This window comes from Humisphaera borealis, from assembly GCF_015169395.1.
Classification (GTDB): domain Bacteria; phylum Planctomycetota; class Phycisphaerae; order Tepidisphaerales; family Tepidisphaeraceae; genus Humisphaera; species Humisphaera borealis.
In genome coordinates this window covers 3,566,554-3,592,440 of the sequence record NZ_CP063458.1, presented here as the reverse complement: position 1 = coordinate 3,592,440, position 25,887 = coordinate 3,566,554, and the positions used below count along the sequence as shown (strand labels likewise).

Here is a 25,887-nt window from a genome sequence, read left to right as displayed (position 1 = left end):
AGTCTATCCCCGGCGCGGATCACGCGTTAGCATTTTTGCACCATGAACGCGCTGCACATCCGCCTTGAAGGTAAGAAAGTTCTCGTCACCGGTGCCGGCAAAGGGATCGGCCGGGAGATCTGCAAACTGCTGTCGGCGTGCGGGGCCGAAGTCTTCGCCGTCAGCCGGACGGCGGCCGACCTTCAGTCGCTCGCCGCCGAGATCCCCTGCAAGACGATCGTCGCCGATCTCGCCGAGGCGCAGCAGGCGGTCTCGGCGGCGGAGCAGGCACTAAAGCTTGCCGGCCGGATCGACTGCCTGGTGAACAATGCCGGCATCTCCATTCCGCAGTCGTTCCTCGACACGACCGCCGACGCATTCGACCGCACGATGGCGGTCAATGTGCGGGCGGTCATGCTCATCACGCAGGTGATCGCGAAGGACTGGATCGCCCGCAAATCGCCGGGCGCGGTGGTGAACCTGTCGAGCCAGGCATCAATGGCCGCGCTGGCCGACCACGCGGCTTATTGCGCCAGCAAAGGCGGGCTCGACATGCTGACGAAGGTAATGGCGCTGGAGCTCGGACCCCACCAGATTCGCGTGAACGCAGTCAACCCGACGGTAACGCTCACACCGATGGGCGAGATGGCGTGGGGCGATCCGAAGAAGAGCGGCCCGATGCTCGCCAAGATTCCGCTCGGCCGATTCGCCAAGCCGATCCACGTCGCCAATGCCGTCGCGTACCTGCTCAGCGACGCGGCGGACATGATTCATGGGGTGACGCTGCCGGTGGATGGTGGTTTTTTGGCGCAGTGACGGAGGAAGGCACGAAGGCATTGAGGCACGCAGGCACGAAGCGGTGGATGTCATCTCTTTCCTTCGTGCCTGCGTGCCTCATTGCCTTCGTGCCTTCCTCCTCATTTCTTCTTCCGCTGATCATCAATCTGCGCCTGCCGTTCGCGGGCGATCGCGTCGTTCAGGTTGCGCTGGGCATTGGAAAGCTGGGTGCGGGCCTGGCGTTCATCCTGCTCGAGTCCTCGTAGTTGCCGCTCGGCCTGCGCCACCTGCGATGTCAGGTCTTGCTGCTCGCGGCGAAGGAGGTCGGCGTCGTTGTCGGCGGCGCGGGCCTGCTCCTTCATCGTGGTGATCGACCGCGTCGTGCTCGCCAGCGTCTGCCGGGCGGCATTGGCCTGCCGTTCGGCCGCGGCCGCCTGTGCCAGGTCGCCGTCGTACGCCTTCTTCTTGGCCGCCAGATCGGCGATCGCGGCCGACACCTCGGGGAGCTTGACGAGGTCGGCATCGAACTTGGCCTTGGCGACAGCCTGATCCTGCCGGGCGGCCGCGAGTTTTCGGCGGGCGTCGGCGGTCGCCGAATCGCTGTCGAGCGCCTTGGTCTTGGCCTGCTCGACGGCATTCTTTGAATCGATCCAGGTCTTGCTCGCCGCCGGAACACTGTCCGTTCGGCCGGACTCGCGGAGCGATTTGACGTTCGCCTCGGCGGTGGTCGCGGCATTGGCCAGTGCCTTGAAGTCCGGCTTGTTCGCCAGCGAGGCCAGCACGGCTTCGCTGGCGGCGGCGACGGCCGACTCGGCCTTGGCGACCGCGGCCTCCAGCGCCGTCCAGGCCGGCGTCGCCTGAAACGCCGCCGTCGCGTCGGCCTTGGCCTTGTCGACGTCGGCGGCGGATTTGGTCATCGTCGCCTTCGACGCGTTCGCCGCCGCCAACTGCTGTGTGTGCTCGGCCTCGGCCTTGCTGACATCGGCCTTGATGGTCGGCAGCTTGCGCTCGGCGGTGTCGGCGTCAGTGTTGAGCTTGCGGGCGCGGTCGGTGGCGTCGGAGATCTCTCGCGGCAGCGTGCTCTTGCGCCGCTCCAGATCGCCGACCTTACGCTGCGCCTGCGTGAGGTTGCCGGTGATGTTGCGAAGGTTGTTGTCGGCGACGGCGTAGTCCCGCCGCGCGGCATCGGCCCGACGGCGGGCCTGGTCGAGCGGCTCGGCCAGTACGATCGTCGAGCCCGCCAGCACCAACAGCGATGCCACGATGTTCCGCCAGGCACACGACATGATTCCCTCGCTTGGTGTTTCCGCTACGCCGGCGGCTCGCTCTTATCCGCCCCCGGACGATGTTCCTTCTCCACGAGCTTCTGCTTCTCCATCAGGATACCAACAAGCTGCGACAAAGCGGTGATTTTCTGGTCCTGGACGCTGACAATGCTGAGCAGTTCGAAGACCGCGAGCATCAGGAAGCAGCTCACCCCCAGCAGTGCGAGCGTGTTGTATTGGATGTTGAGCCGTTCGGCGATCCAGGCCAGGCCGTCAGGCCAGACGGCCAGGCCGAGGAACGGCAGCGCAAGTACGGCAAAGACCAGTGCATAGCGTTCACGCAGGCGGTAAGCCCGCATCCGCCGAACCGCCAGGACGATCAGCAGGCCGCCGAAGAGGACGAGGAATGCGCTGCGGAAGGGGTTCATAGGGAGGGAAGGATGGGACGGGATTCGAGACGGGTCAAGGAAGTCTATGGGGAATGACGAATGACGAAAACTCGAATGACGAGTGAATGATCAAAGTTCAAGCTCGAACGAAATGGGGGAGGAAGTTGCACCTCGTGGCATTCGAGCCTGGTCATTGATCATTCATTCGCCATTCGAGTTTTCGTCATTCGTCATTCCCACCATCACAGCTCCTCCAACCGCTGCTGCTTGTCCAGTTCCCACAGCGCCATGATGACCGGGTCCATGTCGCCGGCGACGACCGCCGTCAGGTTGAAGTTCTTCTCGCCCGCGCCTTCGCCGCCGAGGCGGTGATCGGTGCAGCGGTTCTGGGGGAAATTGTACGTGCGGATGCGCTGGCTCCGGTCGCCGGAACCCATCATCGCCTTTCGGCTGGCGGTGAGGTGCTGGTGCTGCTTGCTGCGTTCCATTTCATACAGCGTGGCGCGGAGCAGGGCCCAGGCACGTTCCTTATTCTGCCCCTGGCTCTTGTGCTCGGTCATCTTGAACTGCAGGCCGCTGGGCTTGTGGAGCAGCCGCCAGCCGGTTTCGACCTTGTTCACGTTCTGCCCGCCGGGCCCGCCGCCGCGACAGCCGCCTTCTTCGACGTCCTTCGGGTTGATGTCGATCTTCACATCCGGCAGTTCCGGCAGGACGGCGACGGTGGCGAGGCTGGTGTGGATCCGCCCGGCGGTTTCGGTTTCGGGGACGCGCTGCACGCGGTGCCCGCCGGCCTCGAAACGAAGATGGCGGTAAGCGCCGTTGCCCTTGATGTTGACGACCACTTCCTTGAACCCGCCGCGCTCGGAGGTCGAGAAGTCCGACACGTCAAACCGCCAGCGGTGCTGCTCGGAATACTTGCGATACATCTCGAAGAGGTCGCCGGCGAAGAGTGCCGCTTCGTCGCCGCCGGTGCCGGCCCGGATTTCCAGGAAGAACGAATCGACCGCCTTGTCTTCAGCGGCGACGAACTCGTCCTTGAGGGCTTCGAGCATCTGGCTGACTTTCGCCTGGGCATCGGGCAGTTCGGCGGCGGCGAGCTCGGCCATCTCGGCGTCACCGCCGGCGGACATCTCTTTCAGGCTGGCGACTTCGTCGCGCACTTTCAGGTAATCGCGATACCGCCCGACGACGCCTTCCAGGCTTCCCTTCTCGCGCGTGAGCGCGACCAGCTTCTGCGAATTGGAGAAGGTGGCGGGGTCGTTCAGGGTGTCGACGATCTGCTCGTAGCGGTCGGCGGTTTCACGCAGCTTGCGCAAGAGGGTCGTGGGCTCGGCGGAGACGTCATTCATGGCAATCGGCTCGGAGAAACGGGAGACAGCGAAACAGGCACACGCCACGACATGGCGAGCGAAACGGCGGGCGGGCAAGGCCGCTAATGGGGGGCGTGAATGGCGGTGCGGGGCTTCATGCTGGCATGATCTTAGCGAGGTGGATAGCGCGTGTCATCTGATCGATGATGAGGAAGGCTTGTCGGTAAAGGCGCCGTCAGTGACACGGGCTTCCAGCCCGTGCGGGATGCGTTGTAATCAAGAAAATGAACGTCTACCGACTCCGACATCGCACGCACGGGCTGGAAGCCCGTGTCACTGATGGCGCGTTCCGCGACGCGTGGTGCTGCGCGTCTGACGTCTGACTACCCCTCCATCGTCGACCGCACGTCCACCGGCTTGCCTTCCTTGCCGGACTTCAGGCCCGCCAGCAACACCTCGGTGACGTGTCTTGCCGTCCGGGCGTTGGATACCGGCGGCTGAACGCCGGTTGCGATGCAGTCGAGCCAGTGGCGGTGGGAATTGCCGACCTGCACCCGCATCGGCAGATCGGTGATGTCGATCGGGGCGTTATCGCGATCCAGGGCCGTCGGCGTGTGGAGCTTGGCCGGGTCGTTCGCGCCGAAAGTCACCTTTGCCTTGCTCCCATGAACGCTGAACGCCCAGGTTCGGCCGGGATCGCACCAGCTTGTCTCGGCCGTCGCCAGGGCGCCATTCTCGGCCTGCAGAATGAGCGTGGCGGTGTCTTCCAGCGTGGTCGGCTTGTCGATCGTCGCGGTGACGGCCGTCACGCGTTTGATCGTGCCCAGGATCGCGATCGTGTAGCTCGTCGCGTAGACGCCCATGTCGAACAGCGCGCCCACGCCGGCCTTTTTCTCGTCGAAGAACCAGAGGTCGGTCGATTCGGGCTCGCCGAAGAACGTGGCGACTTCGCGGTAATACACTTCCGGGCCGCCATGGCTGGTGCGGGCCCGCATGCCCGTCGGCTTGCCCAGATCGCCACGGCGGAGCGCCGCCCGAACCGACAACACCGTGTCGTCGAAGTGCGGCAGGCAGTAGACGATGCGATCGGGGTGTCGGTCGCACGCGGCGACGAAGGCATCGGCCTCGGCCATCTCGCCGGACAGCGGCTTCTGCATGTAAACGTGCTTGCCCGCTTCCAGCGCCGCGATGCCCCACTTCACGTGCTGCGGGTGTGGCGTGGCGACGATGACGGCGTCGATGCTGTCGTCGGCGATCACGTCTTCGTAGCGGGTCGTATGTCGGGGGATGTCAAAGCGATCCTTGATGATCGCCAGGCGTTTCTCGTTGCGACCGGAAATGAGCGTGACCTTCGCGCGGTCGCGGAGGTCGGCCAGTTCCGGGAAGTGCATTTTGGCCGCGATCCCGCCGGCCCCGATGACGCCTATGCGCAGGGTAGACATGGGAGGGATTGTAATTGAATCCCTCCCATGTCCACCTCGGTACTTACGCCTTTGGCGTGGCCGGAGCCGTTGCCGGCGGAAGTACGACGCGGATGTGGGCGTCGCGCAACTGCCGGTCGTCGATCGCCGCCGGTGCGCCGCACATCAGGTCTGCGCCGCTCTGGGTCTTGGGGAATGCGATGACGTCGCGGATGTTGTGGATGTTCCGCAGGATCATCACCAGCCGGTCCAGGCCCAGCGCGATACCGCCGTGCGGCGGGGCTCCGAACTGCAGCGCATCGAGCAGGAAGCCGAACTTTGCTTTCTGGGCCTCGGCGTCGATGCCCAGCAGCGAGAACAGCGCCTGCTGCACGTCCATCCGGTGGATACGGATCGATCCGCCGCCCACTTCCGAGCCGTTGACGACCAGGTCATACGCCTTGGCCTTGATGCCTTCGATCGTGGCGCGGTCGGTGCTCGTCATCTTCGCAACGTCCTCGTCGAGCGGGGCCGTGAACGGGTGATGCGTCGCGACGAAGCGGCCGTCTTCCTCGCTGTATTCCAGCGCCGGGAAGTTGACGACCCAGCACCAGGCGAACTCGGTGCTGGCGGGCATCTTCATGTCCTTGGCCATCTTCAGCCGAAGCTCGCCGAGCACCTTGTAGACCACCTTCGGTTTGTCGGCGACGAAACAGAGCAGGTCGCCGTGCTTGGCGCCAATACGGCTGACAACCTCCTCGGCGATCGACGCGACGAACTTGGCGACGCCGGTGTAGAGGTGCGAGTCGCTACCGGCGGCAAAAACACCTGTCTTCTCGGCCTCGGCGACGGTGGGGATGATCTTGTCGGTTACCGCCTGCTGCAGGTTGATCACCTTGGTGACCGCGACGCCCTTGCCGCCGTAGCCCTTGCTCCACTCGGCCAGGGCATCGGTCTCCTTGCGGGTCATCTTCGCGCCGCCGGGCACGACGATGCACTTGACCATCGGGGCGTTCTTGAAGACCGCAAACTCGGTGGTGTGGGCCAGGTCGGTGATGTCATGCAGTTGCATGCCGTACCGCAGGTCGGGGCGGTCGGAGCCGTACTTGGTCATCGCCTCGTCGTAGTCGATGTGCGGGATGGGGTTGGGGACTTCCTTGCCGAGGATGTCCTTCCAGATCTTGCGGACCAAGCCTTCCATCACCTTGATGATGTCTTCGCGGTCGATGAACGACATCTCCACGTCGAGCTGGGTGAACTCGGCCTGACGGTCGGCGCGGGGGTCTTCGTCGCGGAAACACCGGACGATCTGCATGTACTTGTCGCACCCGCCGACCATCAACAACTGCTTGAAGAGCTGCGGCGACTGCGGCAGCGCGTAGAAGCTGCCGACCTGGTTCCGCGACGGCACGATGAAATCGCGAGCGCCTTCCGGTGTGCTGCGCGTCAGGAACGGCGTTTCGATTTCCCAGAACCCCAGATCGCCGAGGTAATCGCGCATGATCTTTGTCACGCGGTAGCGGACGCGCAGGGTCTCCTGCATCTCCGCCCGGCGAAGGTCGAGGAAGCGGTACTGCAGCCGGCGTTCTTCGTGGACGGTCTCGTGCTCGTCGGGCAGGAACGGCGGCGTCGGCGACTGGCTGAGGACGGCCAGCGACTTGACGCGCAGTTCAACCTTGCCGGTTGCGAGCTTGGGGTTCTCACGGCTCTTTCCCTTGTCGTCCACGCCACGGTCGCCGACGGTCCCTTCGACGCTGATGACCCATTCGCTGCGAAGCTTGCGTGCCTCCTCGTGGAACGCTGGTCCGCACTCGTCGATGTCGAACACGACTTGGGTTAGGCCGTCGCGGTCGCGCAGGTCGATCAGCACCAGGTTGCCGTGATCGCGGTAATTGTGAACCCAGCCGGCCAGTTTCACGGTCTGGCCGATGTCAGAAGCGCGGAGCTGTCCGCAGGTGTGGGAACGATAGCGGGTGGCGATGTAGTCCATGTGCGTCGATGACGAGCCGTAGAACGTAGAGCGTAGAACGTAACGGCAACCTGGCCGAAGTCCGATCTCTGCGCTTGTCCCACGATGTCGTCGTTGGTCCGTTGAGTCCTTCGTTACGCTCTATTCATCAATCACGAAGCGGCGCTCGCCGCTCATTTCACATCCCACGGCCCTTTGCTCATCCACTCTTTGAGGATGTTGTAGGCCGGCTTGCCCTTGGGGATGTAGGTTTTATCGACTTCGGTCACCGGGTAGGGGTGCCATTCCCAGATCATGAAGCCGCCGAGATTCGGATTGCCGTACCAGCTTCTGAAGAACGCTTCGTAGAGCTTGCGCTGCAGTTCCCAGTCGGGCTGAAGGCTGGTCTTGGTGTAGTCCCAGGGTTCGTCGGCGGCGTTGCTGATGCTGCACCAGCCGACCTCGCTGAACACGATCGGCTTGCCCTTCTTGTTGCTGAAGTTGATCAGTTCCTTCTGGATTTCCTTCCACTTCACCATGATCTCGGGCACCGTCACCTGGTTGTCCTTGCCCAGGGCCCAGTAGCTGTTCATGGCGATGAAATCGAGCTGCTCCCAGAAGGGGATGTTGGCGTAGTGGTCCCAGTTGGAGGAATAGGTCAGCATGCCGGCCGGGAACTTCTCGCGGACCATGCTGATGGTCTTCTTCCACTCGGCGGCGTGCACCTCGGTACTGACCAGCTCCGATCCGACGACCAGCACATCCACCTTGCCGGCGGCGGCGACGTCGGCGTAATGGCCGATGAACGCGCGGTAGTTGTCGAACCAGTCGGCCCAGAGATCGGGCTTGATCGTGCCACGCCATTCGTTGCCGCGCGGGTTGGTCAGCAGCACGATCGGCATCAGCATGACCCGAAGGTTCTTCTTCTTGGCGTATGCGAAAAGCTCCAGGAGCTGTTCCTTGCTGGCGGTGTAACGCTGGTCGACGAAAATCTGCGTGCTGCTGCCGTTCTCCTGCCGGCCGGCGACGACAATCTCGATCGTGTCGGCCCCGGTGGCAACGACCTCATCGACCACCTTGAAATACGCCGGCAGGTTCTCCGGATGAACCATCGACGTGGCGATGCCACGCAGCGGCAGGCCGGTGAGCTTGGCGCGGAGCGGGGGCGCGGCATCCACGGGGTCGGCGGTCGGCGCCGGGCGGTTCGTGCCGCCGGGCATCAGCACGCAACCCATCACCGCCGCATACAGGACGACGGCGGTTGTGATGACAGCTTTCCACATCGGTGGGCCTCGGTTGGCGGGCTACAGCGGCCCGCAACGTGACGAAGAATCCGGTCCCGGCAGCGTATCCAGTGTCCGCCGGGCGATTCGAGCGGAGCATCATACGGACCGGCGGTCAGGCGTGGTAGGGCGGGCGGCCGATTCGCGGGCACACCGGGTGCAACTATTTCCGGGCAGCTGAAGGGGAGAGCACCACGGAGGCGCGGAGACACGGAGGGTAATTCGACTACCACGTCGGTCGAGCAAAGACAGAGGAGCCACAGATGCACACAGATCTGCACAGATGATCAGGACAGACAACCTCGTCTTTTTGCTGCGGCAGGCCAGTGTCAGCCCGTTTTAGTTCTTTCAACTCCGACGCATTGCATCTGTGAAGATCTGTGTGCATCTGTGGTTCCTCTGTCTTTGCTCGACCGACGTGGTAGTCGAGTTACCCTGCCGCGCCAGGCGGGTTGCACCGAAGGTGCATGTTTCCGCAGGATGTCGTCGGTCGCGACTTCCCACCTTCCCACAGGCGGTATCCGTCCTTACAATCCCCGGCCCTAAGGAAGGTAGCAACGCATGGCGAAAGCGAAGAAACAGGACAACGCGAGCGAACCGACGGACCCCAAGCCGGCCAAGGCGACCGCGAAGAAGACCGACGCTGCGGCACCGGCTGCGACACCCGCGGCAACGCCGGTCGAAGCCGCCGCCCCCGAAGGCAAGGCAAAGAAGGCTTCCAAGGCTAAATCCGCCCCCAAGGCCGAGGCACCCGCGGGAGAAGTAAAGGCGGCGACTGCACCCGCTGCGGCTCCCGCCCCGGCCGCCAAGCCCGCTGAGGCACCTGCCGCAAAGCCGGCTGCCAAGCCCGCCGCCGCCGCTACGCCCAAGGCAGCTCCCAAAGCGGCCAAGGCGGCAGCTCCCGCGCAAAAGCCGGCGGCTCCAGCCGGTTCGAAGCCGGCGTTCCCGGGGATCGACACCAATCTCGCCGCCCGCGCCGCGGCGAACCTGGTGGCCAATCGCGACCTGCTCGGCGGACTGAACCTCACCCCGACCGCCTCCGCGGGGCAACCCAAGCCCGCCGGCGATGCCGCCAAGCCCGAAGCGAAGGTCGAAAGCACGTCGTTCAAGAACCTGAAGCAGAACCTGGCCCAGCCGACGGCGGGTCTCAACAAAATGCTCGGGTTCTCCAGCAACACCAAGAAGGGCGGCCTGCCCTTCGCCGGCGGCGGACCCGGCGCCAAAGGTCAGTCCTCCGGCGGCGGTGCCGGTGGTGGCAACAAGCTGGGCGTGCCCCGGCGGACGAGCGGCGGGTGAGCAAAGCCTCGACGCTATGGTATGCAATTACCCGAACGTCCAGCATTCCACGGCGACTCAGACGCGGTCGCCTTTGCGATTTGGGAGTGGTATCTCGATCTCGTTCTATACGTTGATTCTCGCGGCGCTGACACCCTGGCCGCCGAGCCTGTAGTTCGAGAACTCATTTCTGAATCAAAGGAGCGTCTCGTTCCGTCTTCTACCGTCGGGGTTTTCGATCGAAGGAATGCGTGGCTAGCGCATTTCGAAAGCCTGTTGGGGTGCGTGTTGGATCGATTAGGCCGACACGTTGAAGCCCAGCGATTGCTCGGCAGCGCAGTCAGTCGGTCGCCTGAACTTGCTGAGCACCGCATTAACCTAATCAAGTTCTTACTTGAGCGAGACTGTGTTGATGAAGCGGTACATCAGTTTTCGCTTCTGCCACCCAAGGCAAAATCAGAGAATCGTCGCACAATCAGCGATTGGATGACGACTTATCCGACACTTAAGTCCCGAATTGTTCTCTCCTCCAATGCGGCGGGGGAGTGTTAGGGCGCGTACATCCGTCGGAATGCAAAATGCAAAACAGGCAATGAAATATGCAAAACGGACTCGCACCGTTTTGCATTTTTAATTGCCTGTTTTGCGTTTTGCATTCGCTTCGTCCCCGCGGAGTGTTGTAAAGCCTCACGCCGGTATTCTCGTCCCACCTTCAATCGCCGGGGCGAGATCGTCCACTTCTGTTGATCTTCTCCGCCGCCGGACCCAGCTTCCGAAATCGTCAAACAAGCTGTAAGCGACCGGCGTGACGAGCAGTGTCAGCAGCAGCGACAGCGTCTGCCCGCCGATGACCACCACCGCCACCGCCTGGCGTTCTTCGGCGCCGGGGCCGGTGCCGAGGGCCAGGGGCAGCATGCCGGCGACCAGCGCCAGCGTGGTCATCAGGATCGGCCGCAGACGGTCGCGGTTGGCCTGGATGATCGCGGTATGGCGCTCGACGCCGCGTTCGCGGAGCTGGTTCATGTGATCGATCTGCAGGATCGAGTTCTTCTTCACCACGCCGAACAGCACCAGGATGCCCAGCGCCGAATACAGGTTCAGCGTGCCGCCGGTCGCCCAGAGGCTGAACAGGGCGAAAGGCACGCTCAGCGGCAACGACAGCAGAATGGTGAACGGGTGCAGCACACTCTCGAACTGGCTCGCCAGGATCATGTACATGAACACGATCGACAGGCTGAACGCGATCAGGAACTCGGTGAAGGTCGTCTGTAACTCAGCGCCCCGCCCGGCGATGGTTGTCGTGTAGGCGGCGGACATATTCACCGGCGGCTGCCGCAGTTCGTCGGCGGCTTCCTGGATCGCTGCCAGCCGGTCGCCCAGTGCGTATCCGGGCCCGACAGAGGCGCGAAGATTCGCCGACCGCGCGCGGTCGGTGCGATCGATTCGGCCGGCGGTGATCTCTTCGGAAAGCGAAGCGATGTTGCTCAGCCGGACGAGCCGCGCGGGGTTGGACGAACCGGATTGTCCGGGCGACCCCACCGCCGGCGCGCCGCCGGTACCGGCCGCGCGGCGGGGCAGGTAGAGCTGGTCGAGCATCGTCGGGTCGCTGCGGTCGGCTTCGGTGAGTCGAAGCTGCACGAGGTAGTCTTCGCCGGCCTTGGGGTCGCGGTAGCGGGAGACTTCCGTCTCGCCGCCCACCATCAGCCGCAGCGCCGTACCGATATCGGCCGCGTCGATGCCGAGGTCGGCGGCCTTGGCGCGGTCGATCTTGACGCGAAGTTCGGGAGCATCGAGCTTGAGCGTGGTGTCGGCATCGACAATCCCCAGTTTGTCTGATTGCTGGCGGAGCAGGTCGGTGTAGCGGGCGAGTTCCTGTAACTCGGGGCCTTTGAACACGAAGTCGATCTCGTACCGCCCGCCGCCGGTGTTGAACGGGCTGTAGGCCCGCACGGCGACGCGCACGTCCTTGAATTTGGCGACGCGCTTGCGGACGTCGGCGATCACGTCGCGCTGCGAGTAGTTGTCCTTGAAGCTGCCGGTGAAATCGCCGTGGAGAAACCCTTTGAGCATGCGTGTGATGGACCAGACGCGCTGCTCGTGGGGGACCATGCGGACGTAGATGTTGCCGGTATTGACGCCCCCCGTGAAGCCGCCGCCCGACGACCCCAGCACCAGCTGCACGCCACGCACCTGCCGCACCTCTTCTTCGATCGCCTGGATCGCCGCGTTGGTGGCGGCCCAGCTGGTGCTCTGGGGGCCGGTCACGGAGACGGCAAATTCCCCTTCATCCACATTGCCCGGCGTGTATTCGAGCCGGACGGCCTGGTAGAGCGGGACCGACGAGAGAATGACCAGGATCGCGACAACGGTGACCGCGATGCGGTGACGCATCGCGAACTCGAGCATCCAGGTGTAGGAGCGGTCGATGTAGCCGTAGAAACCGCCGCGACTGCGGGACGTGTGCGCATCGGCGGCAGAGAGAGCTTGGGGATCGACGACCGTGGCGTCTGCGTGACCATTACCGGCGTGACCGTTGCCGTTGGACGACTCTCCGTTGGGGGCTGCGTTCGCGTCCGCGACCGTTCCTCCCGACCGTTTCGCGTGCTTCTTCGCCTCGCCGCGGAGCAGCCGGGCGCTCATCATCGGCGTGAGCGTGAAGCTGACCAGCAGGCTCACCATGACCGCGACGGCAGCGGTGATGCCGAACTGGTAGAGGAACCGTCCGGACACGCTGCTCATGAACGACACGGGGATGAAGATGACCACCAGGCTCAGCGTGGTCGCCAGCACGGCCAGGCCGATTTCGGCGGTGGCGGCGCGGGCGGCCTCGAAGGAGTTCATCTTCTTTTCTTCGACGAAGCGGAAGATGTTTTCCAAGACTACGATCGCGTCATCGATGACGATGCCCACCATCAGCACCAGCGCCAGCATGGTCACGCTGTTCAGCGTGAAATTCAGCGCCCACATCATGCCGAAGGTCGCGACCACGCTGGTCGGGATCGCGACGCCGGCGATGATCGTGCTCCGCCAGGACCGCATGAACGCCAGCACCACCAGGCACGCCAGGATGCTGCCGAGCACCAGGTGCACGTTGATTTCGTGCAGCGCGTTGTAGATGTAGCGGCTCTGGTCCTGAAGAACTTCGAGCCTCACGTCCTGCGGCAACTGCGGCTGAATCTCGGCGAGCTTCGCCTTGACGCCTTCGATGACTCGTACGGTGTTGGCGCCGCTCTGGCGGCGGACTTCGAGGGTGACGGTGGGTTTGCCGTTGAGCCTGCTCGCCGACCGCTGCTCCGCCGAGCCGTCTTCGGCCCTGCCGATGTCACGCACGCGAATGGGCTGGCCGTTGCGGGTTTCGATGGCGATGTCGTTGAACTCTTCGGCGGTGCTGAGCCGGCCCATGGTGCGGAGGGTCAGTTCGCGGCTCTTGCCGGTGACCTGTCCGCCGGGCACGTCGGCGTTCTGCCGGGCGATCGCGTCGCGGACGGCCGTCACCGGCAGCTGGTAGGAGACGAGCTTGTCGGCGTCGAGCCAGACGTTGACCGTCCGCCGGGCGCCGCCGACCACCCGCACCTCGCCGACGCCGATCGACCGTTCGAGCTGCTCCTTGACGGTGGTCTCGGCGAACTCGGTCAGTTCCCGCAGGGCCCGGTCGGACGAGACGGCGATGGTGATCGAAGGGTCGGAGTCGGCGTCGCTCTTGGCGACGGTGGGCGGGTCAACGTCGTTGGGAAGCCGCCGAAGCACCGCCGCCACGCGATCGCGGACGTCCTGGGCGGCAACGTCAATGTCGCGGCTGAGGTCGAATCGAATGATGACGACGGACGAGCCGGTGCTCGAAATCGATCGCAGTTCCTCGATGCCTTCGACGGTGTTGACCGCTTCCTCGATGATTTCCGAGACTTGCGTCTCGACTTCCTCCGGGCCCGCACCGGGCAGGGTTGTGCGAACGTAAACGGTGGGCAGATCGATGCTCGGCAGGCGATCAACACCCAGCTTGTAGTAGGCAGTCGCACCGACCACGACCAGCGCCAGGATAAGCATCGAGGCGAAGACGGGGCGTTTGATGCAGATCTCGGCAAGCTTTTGCATTGAGAACCGACTGGTCGGGACTGACGGATTGCTTACGAAGCGAGCCCGAGTGATTCGCCACGGAGAACAGGGCGTTCAACGCAGAACAAGGGAGTTCACGGAGACAAGATCAGTCCCAGAGCTCGCGTTTCCATGTCGTTGTCCGGAGCCTCCGTCCGGATGCCATGCGGCGGAAGTTACTACCGAACGCCTCGCCATCTTCGCGCGGGAGCGGCTACAGGGGAACTTCCGTTTCTGGCATCTCTCACGCTCGGAATCAGACTTCGCGAACGTATCAGTGTGCCACACCGGCCGGTGTGTCGCCGGGAACCTCGATGACGAACTTTTCACCGGCCCGGACTCGCATGACGCGCCGCAGGCTGCTGATCACCACGGTCGCGGCGCACCCGAGCATCGCAAGAATCAAAAGTGCCTGGAACGAATAGGTCAGGATCAGCTTGACCCGGTCATCGGCCGGCGGGTTGTTGATCTGCGTGTGAATGCCGGTGAACAACTGGCTCAGCATGACCGCGCCGGACGAGGTCGTGGTGATGATGATGACCAACATGGGGATCACGCTGACCCAGATGTACTTGACCCGCCCTTCGTTCGCGAGCCAGGCAGTAATCACGCTGAGCGCGATCACCGCCAGCACCTGATTGGCGATGCCGAACATTTTCCAGATGACCGAGAAGCTGTCCGACTGCAGGAACCAGGCCCAGCCGCAGACCACCAGGCCCGTCGCGAGGAACCCCGACAGCCAGCCGCCGGACAGTCCGAGTTTCGGACTGACCTTGCCGAGCGCTTCCTGGACGAGGAACCTGCCGATGCGTGTGCCGGCGTCGATCGTCGTCAATATGAACAACGCCTCGAACATGATCGCGAAGTGGAACCAGTACTTCCACAAGTCGTCGAGCACGTGCTGGCTTGCTGTGCCGAAGGCCTTTGTGGCCTGCTCGAAAATATGAGCCATGCCGACAGCCAGCGTCACAGCGCCGCCTGTGCGGCCGCGGAGTGCCTCCTGCGTCAGCTCTTCGTACCGGCCGATCTCTTCTACGCCGTGCGCGCCGCCCACCTGCAGAATGCGGTCGTGGTACTTGGGCACTTCCGACAGCTCGGTGTTCATCGCGTAGTAGTCGCTCGACGACAGCGAAGCGGCGGCGATCAGTGCGATGACGGCGACCAGGCCCTCGATCAGCATCGCGCCGTAGCCGATCATCCGCGTCTGGCTTTCCTTCTGCACCATCTTCGGCGTGGTGCCGCTGGAAACCAGGGCGTGGAAGCCGCTGATCGCCCCGCACATGATCGTGATGAACAGGAAGGGGAAGATCGTGCCCTTCACGATCGGCCCGCCGCTGAGGAACGTGTGGTTTAACGCGGGTGCTTCGAGCTTGGGGTTGGCCACGAGCACGCCGACGACCAGCAGTGCGATCGTGCCGATCTTCAGAAAGCTCGAAAGGTAATCGCGCGGGGCGAGCAGCACCCAGACCGGCAGCACCGCGGCGACGAAGCCGTAGATCGCCATCGACCAGGTCACGCCAGACGCACTGAGGTTGAAGTACTGGCCGATCTCATGATTGGCGACCCAGTGGCCGGCGACGGTGGCGCCGATGGTCATCGCGCCGCCGATGAGCGACGCCTCAACCACCCGGCCCGGCCGCAGCTTGTACATGTAAAGGCCGACGAAAAGCGCGATGGGGATGGTCGCAGCGATCGTGAAGGTGCCCCATGCCGAGCCGGGCACTTTGCGGACGGCATCAGCGGGCAACAACACCGACTGATCGGCGGCGACGGCCAGCGGTTTTGCGCTGGCGATCACATACTTTTCCTTGACGACCATCGTGCCGCCCGACCATTTGAGGCTCGAACCGGCCGGCACCATGTACGAGTACTGGCCGTCTGTTTCGCCTGCGTTATCCAGCACTGTCGCCGCAGGCAGGATGAGCGTGCTGCCGCCGTACTTCACTTCTTCGCCGCCCAGCGCCTTGACGACTACTTTGCCCAGGCCGCCGAGCGCGATAATGAGGATGAACAGGATCGCCGCCGTGGCTGCCGTCCCGGCGACCTTGCCGAGGTCGGTGTAAGCGATCTGTGCGAGGCTGCGGCCGTTACGCCGGGTGCTCATCGCAAGGACCATGAAGTCCTGCGCCGCGCCCGCCAGGCACACACCGACCACAATCCAGACCAGCCCCGGCATATAGCCGAACTGGGCGGCCAGCACCGGGCCGATGAGCGGCCCCGCGCCGCTGATGGCGGCAAAATGATGGCCGAACAGCACCCACTTGTTGGTCGGATGGAAGTTCTGCCCGTCGTTAAACCGCTCGGCGGGCGTAACCCGGCTGTCGTCCAGCGCGGCGACCTTCGCCGCCAGGAACGCGCTGTAGTAGCGATAAGCGATCGCCATGAGGCTGAGAATCACGAGCAGGACCGGCATTGCCGTCATCTGGGGTCTCCGAGGGCCGCTATCTGTTCAAGTTTCCGCCGCAGTGCACCGGGACTGGGGACGGGCATCATAACAATACCGGGATCGCCTGTCGGCGTGCATTGAATGTCGGTTATCATTAGATTCTCGCAGACCACAGCGAAAACGCCTACGGACATCTTCAACGACTGGTTCCCGAACGACGCAATCCAATGAACATCACCAACATCGGCATCATCGGTCTCGGCTTCATGGGCCGCATGCACTACGACACCTACGCCAAGATCCCCGAAGCAAAGGTCATGGCGGTCTGCGACAGCGATCCCCGGCGGGCCGCGGGGGATCTGTCCGGCGGGTGGGGCAACATCGCCGGCGCCGGTACCCAGCGGCTGCCGATGGACCGCATCAAGGGGTACACCAGCGTCGCCGATTTCCTGGCCAACCCGAACCTGCAGGTGGTTGACGTCTGCCTGCCCACGCCGGCGCATGTGGACATCGTCACGGCGGCATTGAACGCCGGGAAGCATGTCGTCTGCGAGAAGCCGATGGCGCTGACCAGCGCCGAAGCCCGGCAGATTGCCGACGCCGCCGCGGGCGCCAAGGGGCTGTTCATGCCCGCGATGTGCATGCGGTTCTGGGCCGAATGGATCTGGCTGCGCGATACGATCAAGAACGAAACCTATGGCAAGGTGAAGAGCGCGGTTTTCCGTCGGCTCGGTGTCGTGCCCCAGGGTTGGTTCCGCAACGGCAAGCTGTCCGGCGGCGGGATTGTCGACCTGCACATCCACGACGTGGATTTCATCTACAGCCTGTTCGGTACGCCGACCACGGTCTATGCCAACGGCTACACCGGCCCGACGGGCGAGCTGGACCATGTCGCCGCGCAGTACCGCTACGAAACCGGCCCTGCGGCAGGGGCGATCATCGCCGCCGAGGGTGGCTGGACGCAGACCGACGGCTTCGGCTTCCGGATGCAGTACCTGGTAAATTTCGAAAAGGCGACGGCCGATTTCGACATCGGCCGCAAGCCGACCCTGCAACTGTTCAAGGACGGCAAGGCCGAGACGATCGAAACAACCGGCCGCGACGGCTATGCCGGCGAGCTGACGTACTTCCTGGAATGTGTCCGCAACGGCACCAAGCCCACCGTCGTCACTGCCGAAGACGCGGTGGCGGGATTGAAGATCGTGGAGGCCGAGAAGAAGAGTATCGAGACGGGAATGCCGCAGGGGGTGTAAGTCTTAGGATGCGTGGGAATTGAACGAAAAACGCAAAACATGGAATGAAAAACGCAAACTGTGATGAAGCGATCCGCGCCTCATTCCCGTTTTGCATTTTTCATTGCACGTTTTGCGTTTTTCAATCAATGCCCGTTCTGCCTTGCTAGATAGCCTCTCCCAGATATACTGCTCGGCCCGCCAAAGGTCGCCAAAAGCGTCCTCGGCGAACCCCGGCGTGCATGCCTCAAGACCATGCCCGCCAGGAAGAGCGCGTCAGACGGCCGTCGGCATTCCGCCAACGAATACGGCCGCAGCGCCTGTCCTGAGCCGGTGCTCCTTTGCGCCGGTAGAAAGTCGAAAGCCCCATGGGCCGTTACACTGGACCGAAGGTCCGTCTCTCCCGTCGCGTCGGCGTTCCCATTGCCGACATCCCCAAGCACACAGGCCGCGAACTCACCCTTCCGGGCATGCACGGCTACCGCGGCCGTCGCAGCACGGAATACGGCGTTCGCCTGGTCGAGAAGCAGAAGCTCCGCTTCCACTACGGCATGCTCGAAAAGCAGTTCCGCCGGTTCTTCTCGATCGCCAAGAAGAGCAAGGGTAACACCGGTAACACGATGATGCAGTTGCTCGAGACCCGTCTCGACAACGTCTGCCGCCGCCTCGGCGTCGGCCGCACCATCTGGCAGACCCGCCAGCTCGTTGCCCATGGCCACGTGCTGATCAACGGCCACAAGTGCGACATCCCCAGCGCATTCGTGAAGCCCGGCGACACCATCACCTTCCGCGAAAGCACCCACAAGGTCATCCGCGAGACGATGGAACAGGTCGTTGGCCACCAGATCCCCAACTGGCTCGACTGGAACCCCGGCCAGCTCACCGGCAAGATCAATGCCCTGCCGACGGCCGAAGACGTGCCGTTCGAAGTGAACATGAACCTGATCATCGAATTCTACCGCTGATCGGGTGTGCAGGAACCCGCCGCAATGCGGCGAGCGCAAACAGCATTCCAAACGGGCCCGTGGATTCTCATCCACGGGCTCGTTTCCTTTTGTAAACTGCTGCCATGAGCATGTCCCCGATCTCGCCACGGTCACCGATGATGCCGGTGCTCGACCCCGACGTGCGCAACCGGATCAACGCCGAGTTGCAGACGGGCGAACGCCTGCTCTGGGCGGCGCAGCCGATTCCGGCACTCTACGCGCGTTCGGCCTGGCCGATGATGCTCTTCGGGCTGGTGTTCACCGGCTTTTCACTGTTCTGGATCGGCGGGGCGGCGGGCATGCTCTGGTTTTCGGATCACGGACCGGTCCACGAAGGGTTCGGGATCGGCCGTATCTTCAGCTGTTTTCCGCTGTTCGGTTTGCCCTTTTTCGCCGTCGGAATGGGCTTGGTCACCTCGCCAATCTGGATGCGGCGGGCGGCCCGGCGGAGCATCTACGCCGTTACCGATCGCCGGGCAATCGTCTGCCAGGGCCGCGCGTGGGGCGGCGTCGAAATCCGCAGTTTCGGTCCCGGCGACCTGACGGCGATGACCCGAATCGAACGCGGTAACGGCGCCGGCGACCTGATCTTCCGTGAAGGCTACTCCGAGTCGTTCGATTCCGAGGGGCATCGGACATCAAACAGGAAGGTGATCGGCTTTGTCGCAGTCGAAGGCGTTCACGATGTGGAGCACCTCGTGCGGACGCAATTGATCGAGCCGCATCGGGCCCGAATGCAGAACGCGGGTTAACCGGGCGTCCTCGATTCGCGCCCGTTCGGAGCCTGGGACCGCCGAGCGCCTGCTCGGCTCTTCGACATGCCGAGCAAGCGCTCGGCGGTCCGAGGGCGAGAATCACGATCGGCTATTTTGCGGCGAGGGCTGATTATGAAAACGTTTGTCAGAGCGTCGTGGATGATCGTCTTCGCGGCCCTTCTCGGCGGTCCGACTCACGCTCTCGCCGCCGATCTGTCCATCTCGATCGACTTTCCCAGCGGCTCAGGCAGGGTGCAGGAGATCGACCGGGCGACACGAGCGATCCGCCTGGAGCCGACCCCCCACAAGGGGCGGGGATGGAGCTGCTGGTGGTTCGTGAAAGTCGCGGGAATCGCGCCCGGCGAAACAATCACCCTGACCGTCGGTCCGCCGCCCTGGGCAACACCGGACCACGCGGCGTACAGCATCGACGGCGGGAAGAGCTGGCTGCAAACCGGCAAGGGGGAACGGACCAAAACGAACATCACGTATCGCCAGAAGATTGACGCGCCCGAGGCGCTGTTCGCGTGGGGGCCGCCGTTCACGCCCGACGACGCCGCCGCACTGGTGAAGGAGATCGCATCGAAGGTCGACGGGCGCGACGGCGTGAAGGCCGAGGTGTTCGAGCTGTGCAAAAGCAACGAAGGCCGTAGCACACCCGCCGTGCGGTTGACGCCGCCGGCGTCCACTGATGGGGCAAGATCACGCGGCCTGTTCGTTTGTGCCAGGCAGCATGCGTGGGAATCGGGCGGCAGCTGGGTGGGGCGAGGCTTTGCGGATTTCCTGGTCTCCGATGCCCCGGCCGCCGTCGCGTTGCGGAAGCGAACGATCGTCTATTTCGTCCCCATCATGGACATCGACAATGTCGCGATCGGTGCCGGCGGCAAGAACCAGGACCCCCACGATCACAACCGCGACTGGACCGACAAGCCGGTCTTCCCCGCCGTCGCCGCGGCGCAGGCGATCATCCGCACGCTCGACAAGGCCGGCACCTTCGACCTGTTCGTTGATCTGCACAACCCTGCCGCCAACGACCTTAAACCGTTCTTTTTCGTCAGCGAGCAGGATCAGCTCAGCGATCTCGGCAAAGCCAACCTGAATCGGTTCGTGGCCGAGTCAGTGAAGCAGATCACCGGGCCGATGGCCCTGGATCCGAAGACCCGGCCGTCGGGCCCGGCGTATGACAAAAACTGGCGGGCGATCAGCAAAAACTGGGTCGGTGCCAACACCCACCCCGGCGTCGTCGCCCTGACGCTTGAGACGAGCTGGAACACGCCCAACAGCAACATTCAAGGCTACAAAACCGTCGGCGGTCAGCTCGGCGCGGCGATCGCGGCGTACCTGGACAAGAAGGACTAACGTGGTCCTCACGAGGGTGTAGGGGGCGCATTTGTGGTGCGGGCTTCAGCGTGCACATTCGGTTGCAGGCTGAAGCCCGCACCACAACACGGCCGCTACACCGACCTGAGATCGGGTCCAGCTTCGCTTCAAGGAATGTGCGGCCGGGCGACGCTCTCACCTCGGTGCGGGTGCCGGCACCGGTGCCGGCGGCACGGGTCGCGGGGCTTCGGCCTCGGCGCGCTCCACAACGGGAGGCGCGACCTGCTCCTGAGGTCCGCCCACTTGGCGGGCGCTGAAGAAAATGCCGAAGGTCGTTGCCATCAATGACTGCGGTGGCGCATCGAGCTCGCCCGACATCGACGCCTTCTTCGCATCCGTCGCATCGATATTGACCTTGAGGCTCTCTACCAACTTGACGCCCGTCTCCATCAACTCCTTCATGCCGCCCATTTCTTCGGCGGGCATCTGCTTCAGCTGCTGGAACATCCCTTTCATCTGACCGATGCCGTTATTGACCATGCCGACGGCTTCGCGAACGCCGGCCTCGTTGCCGCTGGCGTCGAAGCGGAACTTCATCACGTTGGCTTCATTGGTCCCGGAGAGTGTCAGCGTATCGAGCCCGGCAAAAAGGGGTGCCTGCCGGTAGGTGTTGGTGACGTGCATCGCACCCCAGACCGGTTGCTTCATGTCGACCGTCGCCAGCAACTTGACCATTTCCGGCGACTGCTTCAATGGCGACTGGTTTCCCTTGAACGCGTCGGCGATCGCCTCCAGTGGCTTGGGGGCTTCGTTCGGTCCGCCGACCAGCACCAGCTGCCGATCGCTGGGGAACATGAGCGAGAACTCGCGCTCCAGGTCGATGACGTCAATTCCGCCGACCGCCCGCCCCTTTCCGCCGGACAGCGACGCAAGCAGATTGGCGACCGCGACGCGGTCGTACTGTCCGTCGATCATGAGCACCACATAGCCGACCTTATTGCCAATGTCGCCGCTCAGGCCCATTGTCACGCCTTCGATGCGGATGTTGCCGGCCTGGTCGGCGATCTCGACGATCTTCCGCATCATCTGGTCGAGCGCCTGCTTCACCTGTTCGGGGTCCTTCTTCTGGTTGCCGAACATCATGTTAAAGTTGGGAAGGTTCTTGAGGTCGTCCATCGTTGCGACGCGTTGGCCGCGAATCGACAGGTGCATGACGGCCCGCACGTCGGCCGGCATCTTCCAGGCGCTGTCCCCGTTCGCGACGGCAGAGCGGGTGTATGGCTTGCCTTCGATCGCCGCGACGGCCGCCGCGGCGTAGTCGGCGATGAACATCTCCTTGCTTTGCGTCAGTTCCGTCAGCCGGGGGAGCAGCCCCTTCAACTTCTTCTCGCCGGCGGTGCGGATCGCCATCAGCTTTCGCACCTGCTGGGCTTTGCCGCCGTTCTGGATGTCGGCGATCAGCTTTCGCGCCCGGGCGGCGGTCTCGGGATTGTCCGCCTCGGTCGCCTTCTGAAGCTGCGGAATGACACCCGCACCCATGGCGCGGATCTTCGCGGCGGCGGCATCGCGAACCTTCGCATCGCCCTCGCCCAGATCATCGACCAGTTTCGAGATATCGCCCGCCGCCGGCGGCGGGGCCAGTTCCTCCAGCAGCGATGCTTCGGAGACCTGGACGTTCTTGATCCGCCAGTATTCGTCGGACGGGATCACGTCCAGCACATCGCTGACGCCGCCCATCAGCATCGTCATCAGGAAAACCATCCCGAAATTCATCATCATCATGGGTGAGCTCCTTCCGCGTGAGTGAGCAAGTATTGGAATCGGTTCACTCGCGCGTGACAACATTCATTATCCGTAGTCAGACGTCATCGCCGGCGATTGGTTTCCCACAATCCGCCGCCGCATCACGGTTGGGGACGGGGATCGCGACTTCGATCCCCCGGGGTCACTCGCGATCCGGCTAATTTTCGCCACAATCCCCGCAACCCATGGTGTTCGCCGCGCTTATCCTCGGACTGCTCAGTTTCTCGATCGCGTTGCTGGTTACCGGCGCGATGAAGCGCATCGCGCCGAAGCTCAACTTCGTCGATAAGCCCGGCCACCGGAAAGTTCATAAGGCTCCCACCCCGCTGGGCGGCGGGGTGGCGATTTACCTCGCTTTCGCGGGGCCCATGCTCGGCGTTCTTATTGGCGTTCGTCTGCTCGACCCGGCTTCGCCGATGCTCGGCATCCCGCCGGAACTCTGGACGGCGTACATCGGCGGGGCGCGCAACCTGGCCACCGCGCCGACGTTGTCGCTCCTGGGCGCGATGACCCTTCTGCACGTCATGGGACTGATCGACGACCGCAAGGCGCTGGGCCCTTACCTCAAGCTCGTCGTCCAGCTCGCCGCTGCCGCCGCGGTGGTCATCCCGTTCAAACAGTTCTGGTCGCTGACGGCGTTTGACGACCGTCTGGGCGCGAACGGCGTCCTCGCGATCGGCGTGTCGGTCCTCTGGATTACCGCCATCACCAACGCCTTCAATTTCCTGGACAACATGGACGGCCTGTCGGCGGGGATCGCCGCGGTCTGCACCACCTCGTTTCTCATCACCGCACTCTCGATCGGGCAATGGTTCGTCGCAGCGGCGCTGGCCTTGCTGCTTGGCGCGCTGATCGGGTTTCTCTGCTTTAACTTTCCGCCGGCCAGTATCTTCATGGGCGACAGCGGGAGCCTGGTCGTCGGATTTGTCCTGGGCGTGCTGACGGTGCGGACCACCTACCTTCCTGCCAACCAGGACTTTGGCGCCGGCTGGTACGCTGTCTTTGCGCCGGTCATCGTGCTGGCGGTGCCACTCTACGACCTGGTGGTGGTGAGCCTGATTCGGCTGCGGGCGGGCAAGAGTCCGTTCGTCGGCGATACCAATCACTTCAGCCATCGACTGGTGCGGCGCGGGATGAGCAAGCGGACGGCTGTCCTGTGCATCTGGCTTTTGACGGCGACCACGAGCGTGGCGGCAATCATCCTCCCGCACGTGACATCGCCACTGGCGGCGTTCCTCGTCTTCGCACAGACTTTCCTGATCCTCGGGGTGGTGATGCTGCTGGAGCAGCACCCGCTGCCACGGGAAGACGCATGAGCAAACGATCCCGCACCCATGACTACGCCTCGCCCGGCTCGCAAGCCGGGCCGATTCACGCCGCGCCCACGGCTGTCTGGCTCACCCGCGTGGCGCTGGGACTGGCGATCGCCGTTGTCGCGGCGCGGCTGATGATGACCGAATCGATCCGGTCGGTCGTGCAGGTCTACCCGAACGCACCGGCCGTCCCCGCCGGCCCCGGACCTTCGAGCGGGCTGCTGCTCGACCTGCTCGCCGGTCTTTGCCCGCTGCTGGTGCTGCTGCGGCGATGGGTAGACCCTTCGTTCACGCTCCGCGCCGCCTGGTCGGCAGTGGCGTTCGTCGCCCTCGCCGCCTGGGCCGTGGCCAGCACCGCCTGGGCGAGCGACCGGTTCGCGGCGATCATCTCCAGCGTGCACCTGCTGTCAGCGGCTGGGGTGCTCTGGGCGGTGGCGCAGATTTGCCGCACGCCCGCTCATACGCGTGTCGTCGCCGGCTTTGCCGCGGGCATGCTCGCGGTGCTTCTGATCCACGGCCTCTGGTTTCAGTTCGTCGAGCGCCCGGCGCTCAAGGAAGAGTGGGACAAGAACCGCGATCAGATCCTGGCCTCGCGCAACATCCAGCCCGGCACCTTCGAATACATCCAGTTCGAGAACAAGGTCCTTCGCGGCGAACTGATGGGCTTCAGCGCCTCGCCAAACACCTACGCGGCGATGCTCGTGCTGCTCGGCCTGGTCACGCTCGGCACGGCGGCGCAGCTCGTCCGTAACGGCCGGCTGATCTCGGCCGGCGCGATGCTGCTGGTCCTGCTCGTCACCGCTGCCGTGCTGCCACTGACGCAGAGCCGCACGGGCTATCTCACCGCGGTACTCGGCGTTGTGCTGCTGGCGTTGACGATCGCGCTGGGCAGCGCGCTCCGCCGCCGGGCGACACTCCTGTACTTGCTCGGCGTGCTGGCGGTCCTCGGCGTCACTGCATTCGTGGTCGGCTACGGTGCGTCCCGCGGCACGCTCTTCCACGACAGTCTGAACTTCCGCTGGCGGTACTGGGTGGGCTCGTTCGAAGTCTGGAAACTGCATCCGCTGCTGGGCGTGGGCTGGGAGAACTTCGGGGCGCACTACCTGGGCGTCCGGCTGCCGGAGGCGACCGAGGAGATTAAAGACCCTCACAACTTCTTCGTTCGTTTCGCGACCGAACTGGGAACCGTCGGCGCGATCCTGGCCGCCGGGTGGATGGCGCTCATCTGGTGGAGCCTCAGCCGGCCCGCCGGCGCCATCAGCGAAGAGCGCGACGACACCAACGCGCCGGCATCGTCGCGGGCGATCGCCCCTGGTCCGGCGACTCTCCCGCTCGACCGGTTTGCCGGAGCGGCGGCCGCGATCGCGTTCGGATTCGTCCTGAACTTCTTTGCCGCGACCGACCTTTCGCAAGACAGCGGCTACGCTCTGTTCGAAGGATTCCGCGTATGCGGTTACCTGCTGGCGGCGCTGGTGGTCGCTTCGTTTGCCTGGCTGACGATCGTCCGCGAAGGCCGGGAATCGGCACTGCGGCTGGATGCCGATCCGGCGGCGCTGATCCGCGTCGGGCTCGTCGTGGGCGTCGGCATGTTCTTCGTCCACAACCTGATCGACTTCGCGATGTTCGAGTTCGGGCCGATGTTCATGATGGCGCTGCTCCTCGGGGCGGCGCTGGGACGCGAAACGTCGCTCGTACGAGAACCCTCGCTCGCGGATCAGGCGCCCGCTCGCAACCAGGGCCGGCGCGCCGCACGCATCGCACTAGCCATCGGCAGCGCGGCCTGGCTCATCGGGGCGGTCGCGCTGGTGATCCCCGTCGTTTCCAGCGAAAGTGTCGCCGCCGAGGCCGATGCCTCGTTCCGCAAAAACGTCCCCGCCGTCGCCGCCAAGGGGTATGAGTCGGCGTTCCAGAATTCCATCGCCAACGGCGACTACGCGTACCGCGCCGCGACGGCCTGGCGTTGGGCCGGCGACCCGGCTCGCAGCAAGGCGATGCTCGACCTGGCGATTGCGGCCAGCCCGCTCGACGCCGGCTACCGCGTCGCCCGTGCGGAGTTGGCTCGCACGCTCAGGCCTGCCGCCGACAAGCTCGCCGCCGACGACTACGCCGCCGCGATCAAGCTCGACCCGAACAACCGCGAGAACCGCATCCGCTACGCCGACGTGCTGGAGAAGCTCACCCTCCCCCGCGAGGCCGCCGAGCAGTTGGAAAAGGTGCTCGAACTGAACGACCGGCTGACGAAGGAAGAGAAGAAGCGGCTCTCCGAAGCACAGGTCGCCGACATCAACCAGAAGATCATGAAGCTCCGCGGACGACGGTAAACGTTACCAATCTGGTGCCACGGGTCGCCGGTACTCCGGAGACCCGTGCTGAC

At 64.1% G+C, this 25,887-nt stretch carries 17 protein-coding genes; 8 read left to right on the top strand and 9 right to left on the bottom strand.

Annotation, left to right across the window (positions count from 1 at the left end; genetic code table 11):
- Positions 1-57 precede the first annotated feature (57 nt).
- Positions 58-795, top strand: a complete 738-nt coding sequence (locus tag IPV69_RS13395; RefSeq protein WP_390884409.1) for a glucose 1-dehydrogenase — start codon at positions 58-60, stop codon at positions 793-795.
- 101 nt (positions 796-896) lie between these two features.
- Here the strand turns inward: IPV69_RS13395 and IPV69_RS13390 are convergent, their stop codons facing one another.
- From IPV69_RS13390 to IPV69_RS13365, 6 genes are all read right to left on the bottom strand, one after another.
- The gene (locus tag IPV69_RS13390) at positions 897-2,042 is read right to left on the bottom strand and encodes a hypothetical protein (protein WP_206295621.1); all 1,146 of its coding nucleotides are present in this window, start codon (positions 2,040-2,042) and stop codon (positions 897-899) included.
- Between the two features lie 23 nt (positions 2,043-2,065).
- Positions 2,066-2,449 carry a DUF2304 domain-containing protein gene (locus IPV69_RS13385; protein ID WP_206295620.1) on the bottom strand — a complete coding sequence of 128 codons (384 nt, stop codon included), beginning with the start codon at positions 2,447-2,449 and terminating at the stop codon, positions 2,066-2,068.
- Between the two features lie 203 nt (positions 2,450-2,652).
- The gene (locus IPV69_RS13380) at positions 2,653-3,759 is read right to left on the bottom strand and encodes a peptide chain release factor 1 (protein WP_206295619.1); all 1,107 of its coding nucleotides are present in this window, start codon (positions 3,757-3,759) and stop codon (positions 2,653-2,655) included.
- Positions 3,760-4,103: 344 nt separating this feature from the next.
- Positions 4,104-5,162: a Gfo/Idh/MocA family protein gene (locus IPV69_RS13375; RefSeq protein ID WP_206295618.1), complete on the bottom strand. Its 1,059-nt coding sequence runs from the start codon at positions 5,160-5,162 to the stop codon at positions 4,104-4,106.
- Between the two features lie 43 nt (positions 5,163-5,205).
- Complete coding sequence (gene aspS / locus IPV69_RS13370; RefSeq protein WP_206295617.1) at positions 5,206-7,110, bottom strand: aspartate--tRNA ligase; 1,905 nt, start codon at positions 7,108-7,110, stop codon at positions 5,206-5,208.
- 152 nt (positions 7,111-7,262) lie between these two features.
- Positions 7,263-8,351 (bottom strand): glycoside hydrolase family 113, encoded by a 1,089-nt coding sequence (locus tag IPV69_RS13365; RefSeq protein WP_206295616.1) that lies wholly within the window; start codon positions 8,349-8,351, stop codon positions 7,263-7,265.
- A 561-nt stretch (positions 8,352-8,912) separates the two neighbouring features.
- Here IPV69_RS13365 and IPV69_RS13360 point away from each other — a divergent pair.
- Positions 8,913-9,647, top strand: coding sequence for a hypothetical protein (locus IPV69_RS13360; RefSeq protein ID WP_206295615.1), 735 nt, complete (start codon positions 8,913-8,915; stop codon positions 9,645-9,647).
- Positions 9,648-10,313: 666 nt separating this feature from the next.
- Here IPV69_RS13360 and IPV69_RS13355 read toward each other — a convergent pair.
- Both IPV69_RS13355 and IPV69_RS13350 read right to left on the bottom strand, forming a co-directional pair.
- The gene (locus tag IPV69_RS13355; RefSeq protein WP_206295614.1) at positions 10,314-13,718 is read right to left on the bottom strand and encodes an efflux RND transporter permease subunit; all 3,405 of its coding nucleotides are present in this window, start codon (positions 13,716-13,718) and stop codon (positions 10,314-10,316) included.
- Positions 13,719-13,992: 274 nt separating this feature from the next.
- Positions 13,993-16,140 (bottom strand): carbon starvation CstA family protein, encoded by a 2,148-nt coding sequence (locus IPV69_RS13350; protein WP_206295613.1) that lies wholly within the window; start codon positions 16,138-16,140, stop codon positions 13,993-13,995.
- Positions 16,141-16,331: 191 nt separating this feature from the next.
- Here IPV69_RS13350 and IPV69_RS13345 point away from each other — a divergent pair, with 191 nt between their 5' ends.
- The 4 genes from IPV69_RS13345 to IPV69_RS13330 all read left to right on the top strand — a co-directional run bounded on the left by IPV69_RS13345 (position 16,332) and on the right by IPV69_RS13330 (position 20,436).
- A complete protein-coding gene (locus tag IPV69_RS13345; RefSeq protein ID WP_206295612.1) occupies positions 16,332-17,357 on the top strand; it encodes a Gfo/Idh/MocA family protein in 1,026 nt (341 codons plus the stop codon).
- 347 nt (positions 17,358-17,704) lie between these two features.
- Positions 17,705-18,301, top strand: coding sequence for a 30S ribosomal protein S4 (gene rpsD, locus IPV69_RS13340; protein WP_206295611.1), 597 nt, complete (start codon positions 17,705-17,707; stop codon positions 18,299-18,301).
- Between the two features lie 104 nt (positions 18,302-18,405).
- The gene (locus IPV69_RS13335) at positions 18,406-19,074 is read left to right on the top strand and encodes a hypothetical protein (protein WP_206295610.1); all 669 of its coding nucleotides are present in this window, start codon (positions 18,406-18,408) and stop codon (positions 19,072-19,074) included.
- Positions 19,075-19,209: 135 nt separating this feature from the next.
- Positions 19,210-20,436, top strand: a complete 1,227-nt coding sequence (locus tag IPV69_RS13330; protein WP_206295609.1) for a M14 family zinc carboxypeptidase — start codon at positions 19,210-19,212, stop codon at positions 20,434-20,436.
- A gap of 156 nt (positions 20,437-20,592) precedes the next feature.
- On the opposite strand, the gene IPV69_RS13325 is transcribed toward IPV69_RS13330, so the two are convergent.
- Positions 20,593-22,179 (bottom strand): hypothetical protein, encoded by a 1,587-nt coding sequence (locus tag IPV69_RS13325; RefSeq protein ID WP_206295608.1) that lies wholly within the window; start codon positions 22,177-22,179, stop codon positions 20,593-20,595.
- Positions 22,180-22,385: 206 nt separating this feature from the next.
- On the opposite strand from IPV69_RS13325, the gene IPV69_RS13320 reads away from it, so the two are divergent.
- Together IPV69_RS13320 and IPV69_RS13315 are read left to right on the top strand one after the other, a co-directional pair.
- A complete protein-coding gene (locus tag IPV69_RS13320) occupies positions 22,386-23,516 on the top strand; it encodes a glycosyltransferase family 4 protein (RefSeq protein ID WP_206295607.1) in 1,131 nt (376 codons plus the stop codon).
- Positions 23,513-25,834 carry an O-antigen ligase family protein gene (locus IPV69_RS13315; protein WP_206295606.1) on the top strand — a complete coding sequence of 774 codons (2,322 nt, stop codon included), beginning with the start codon at positions 23,513-23,515 and terminating at the stop codon, positions 25,832-25,834. Before IPV69_RS13320 ends, IPV69_RS13315 begins: the two co-directional genes overlap by 4 nt.
- Positions 25,835-25,887 lie beyond the last annotated feature (53 nt).

Coding starts and splice junctions, on each gene's coding strand:
- IPV69_RS13315 (WP_206295606.1), top strand. CDS start 23,513: ATGAGCAAACGATCCCGCACCCATGACTACGCCTCGCCCGGCTCGCAA.
- IPV69_RS13345 (WP_206295612.1), top strand. CDS start 16,332: ATGAACATCACCAACATCGGCATCATCGGTCTCGGCTTCATGGGCCGC.
- IPV69_RS13380 (WP_206295619.1), bottom strand. CDS start 3,759: ATGAATGACGTCTCCGCCGAGCCCACGACCCTCTTGCGCAAGCTGCGT.
- IPV69_RS13365 (WP_206295616.1), bottom strand. CDS start 8,351: ATGTGGAAAGCTGTCATCACAACCGCCGTCGTCCTGTATGCGGCGGTG.
- IPV69_RS13390 (WP_206295621.1), bottom strand. CDS start 2,042: ATGTCGTGTGCCTGGCGGAACATCGTGGCATCGCTGTTGGTGCTGGCG.
- IPV69_RS13385 (WP_206295620.1), bottom strand. CDS start 2,449: ATGAACCCCTTCCGCAGCGCATTCCTCGTCCTCTTCGGCGGCCTGCTG.
- IPV69_RS13320 (WP_206295607.1), top strand. CDS start 22,386: ATGGTGTTCGCCGCGCTTATCCTCGGACTGCTCAGTTTCTCGATCGCG.
- IPV69_RS13355 (WP_206295614.1), bottom strand. CDS start 13,718: ATGCAAAAGCTTGCCGAGATCTGCATCAAACGCCCCGTCTTCGCCTCG.
- IPV69_RS13350 (WP_206295613.1), bottom strand. CDS start 16,140: ATGACGGCAATGCCGGTCCTGCTCGTGATTCTCAGCCTCATGGCGATC.
- rpsD (WP_206295611.1), top strand. CDS start 17,705: ATGGGCCGTTACACTGGACCGAAGGTCCGTCTCTCCCGTCGCGTCGGC.
- IPV69_RS13360 (WP_206295615.1), top strand. CDS start 8,913: ATGGCGAAAGCGAAGAAACAGGACAACGCGAGCGAACCGACGGACCCC.
- IPV69_RS13375 (WP_206295618.1), bottom strand. CDS start 5,162: ATGTCTACCCTGCGCATAGGCGTCATCGGGGCCGGCGGGATCGCGGCC.
- IPV69_RS13330 (WP_206295609.1), top strand. CDS start 19,210: ATGAAAACGTTTGTCAGAGCGTCGTGGATGATCGTCTTCGCGGCCCTT.
- aspS (WP_206295617.1), bottom strand. CDS start 7,110: ATGGACTACATCGCCACCCGCTATCGTTCCCACACCTGCGGACAGCTC.
- IPV69_RS13335 (WP_206295610.1), top strand. CDS start 18,406: ATGAGCATGTCCCCGATCTCGCCACGGTCACCGATGATGCCGGTGCTC.
- IPV69_RS13325 (WP_206295608.1), bottom strand. CDS start 22,179: ATGATGATGATGAATTTCGGGATGGTTTTCCTGATGACGATGCTGATG.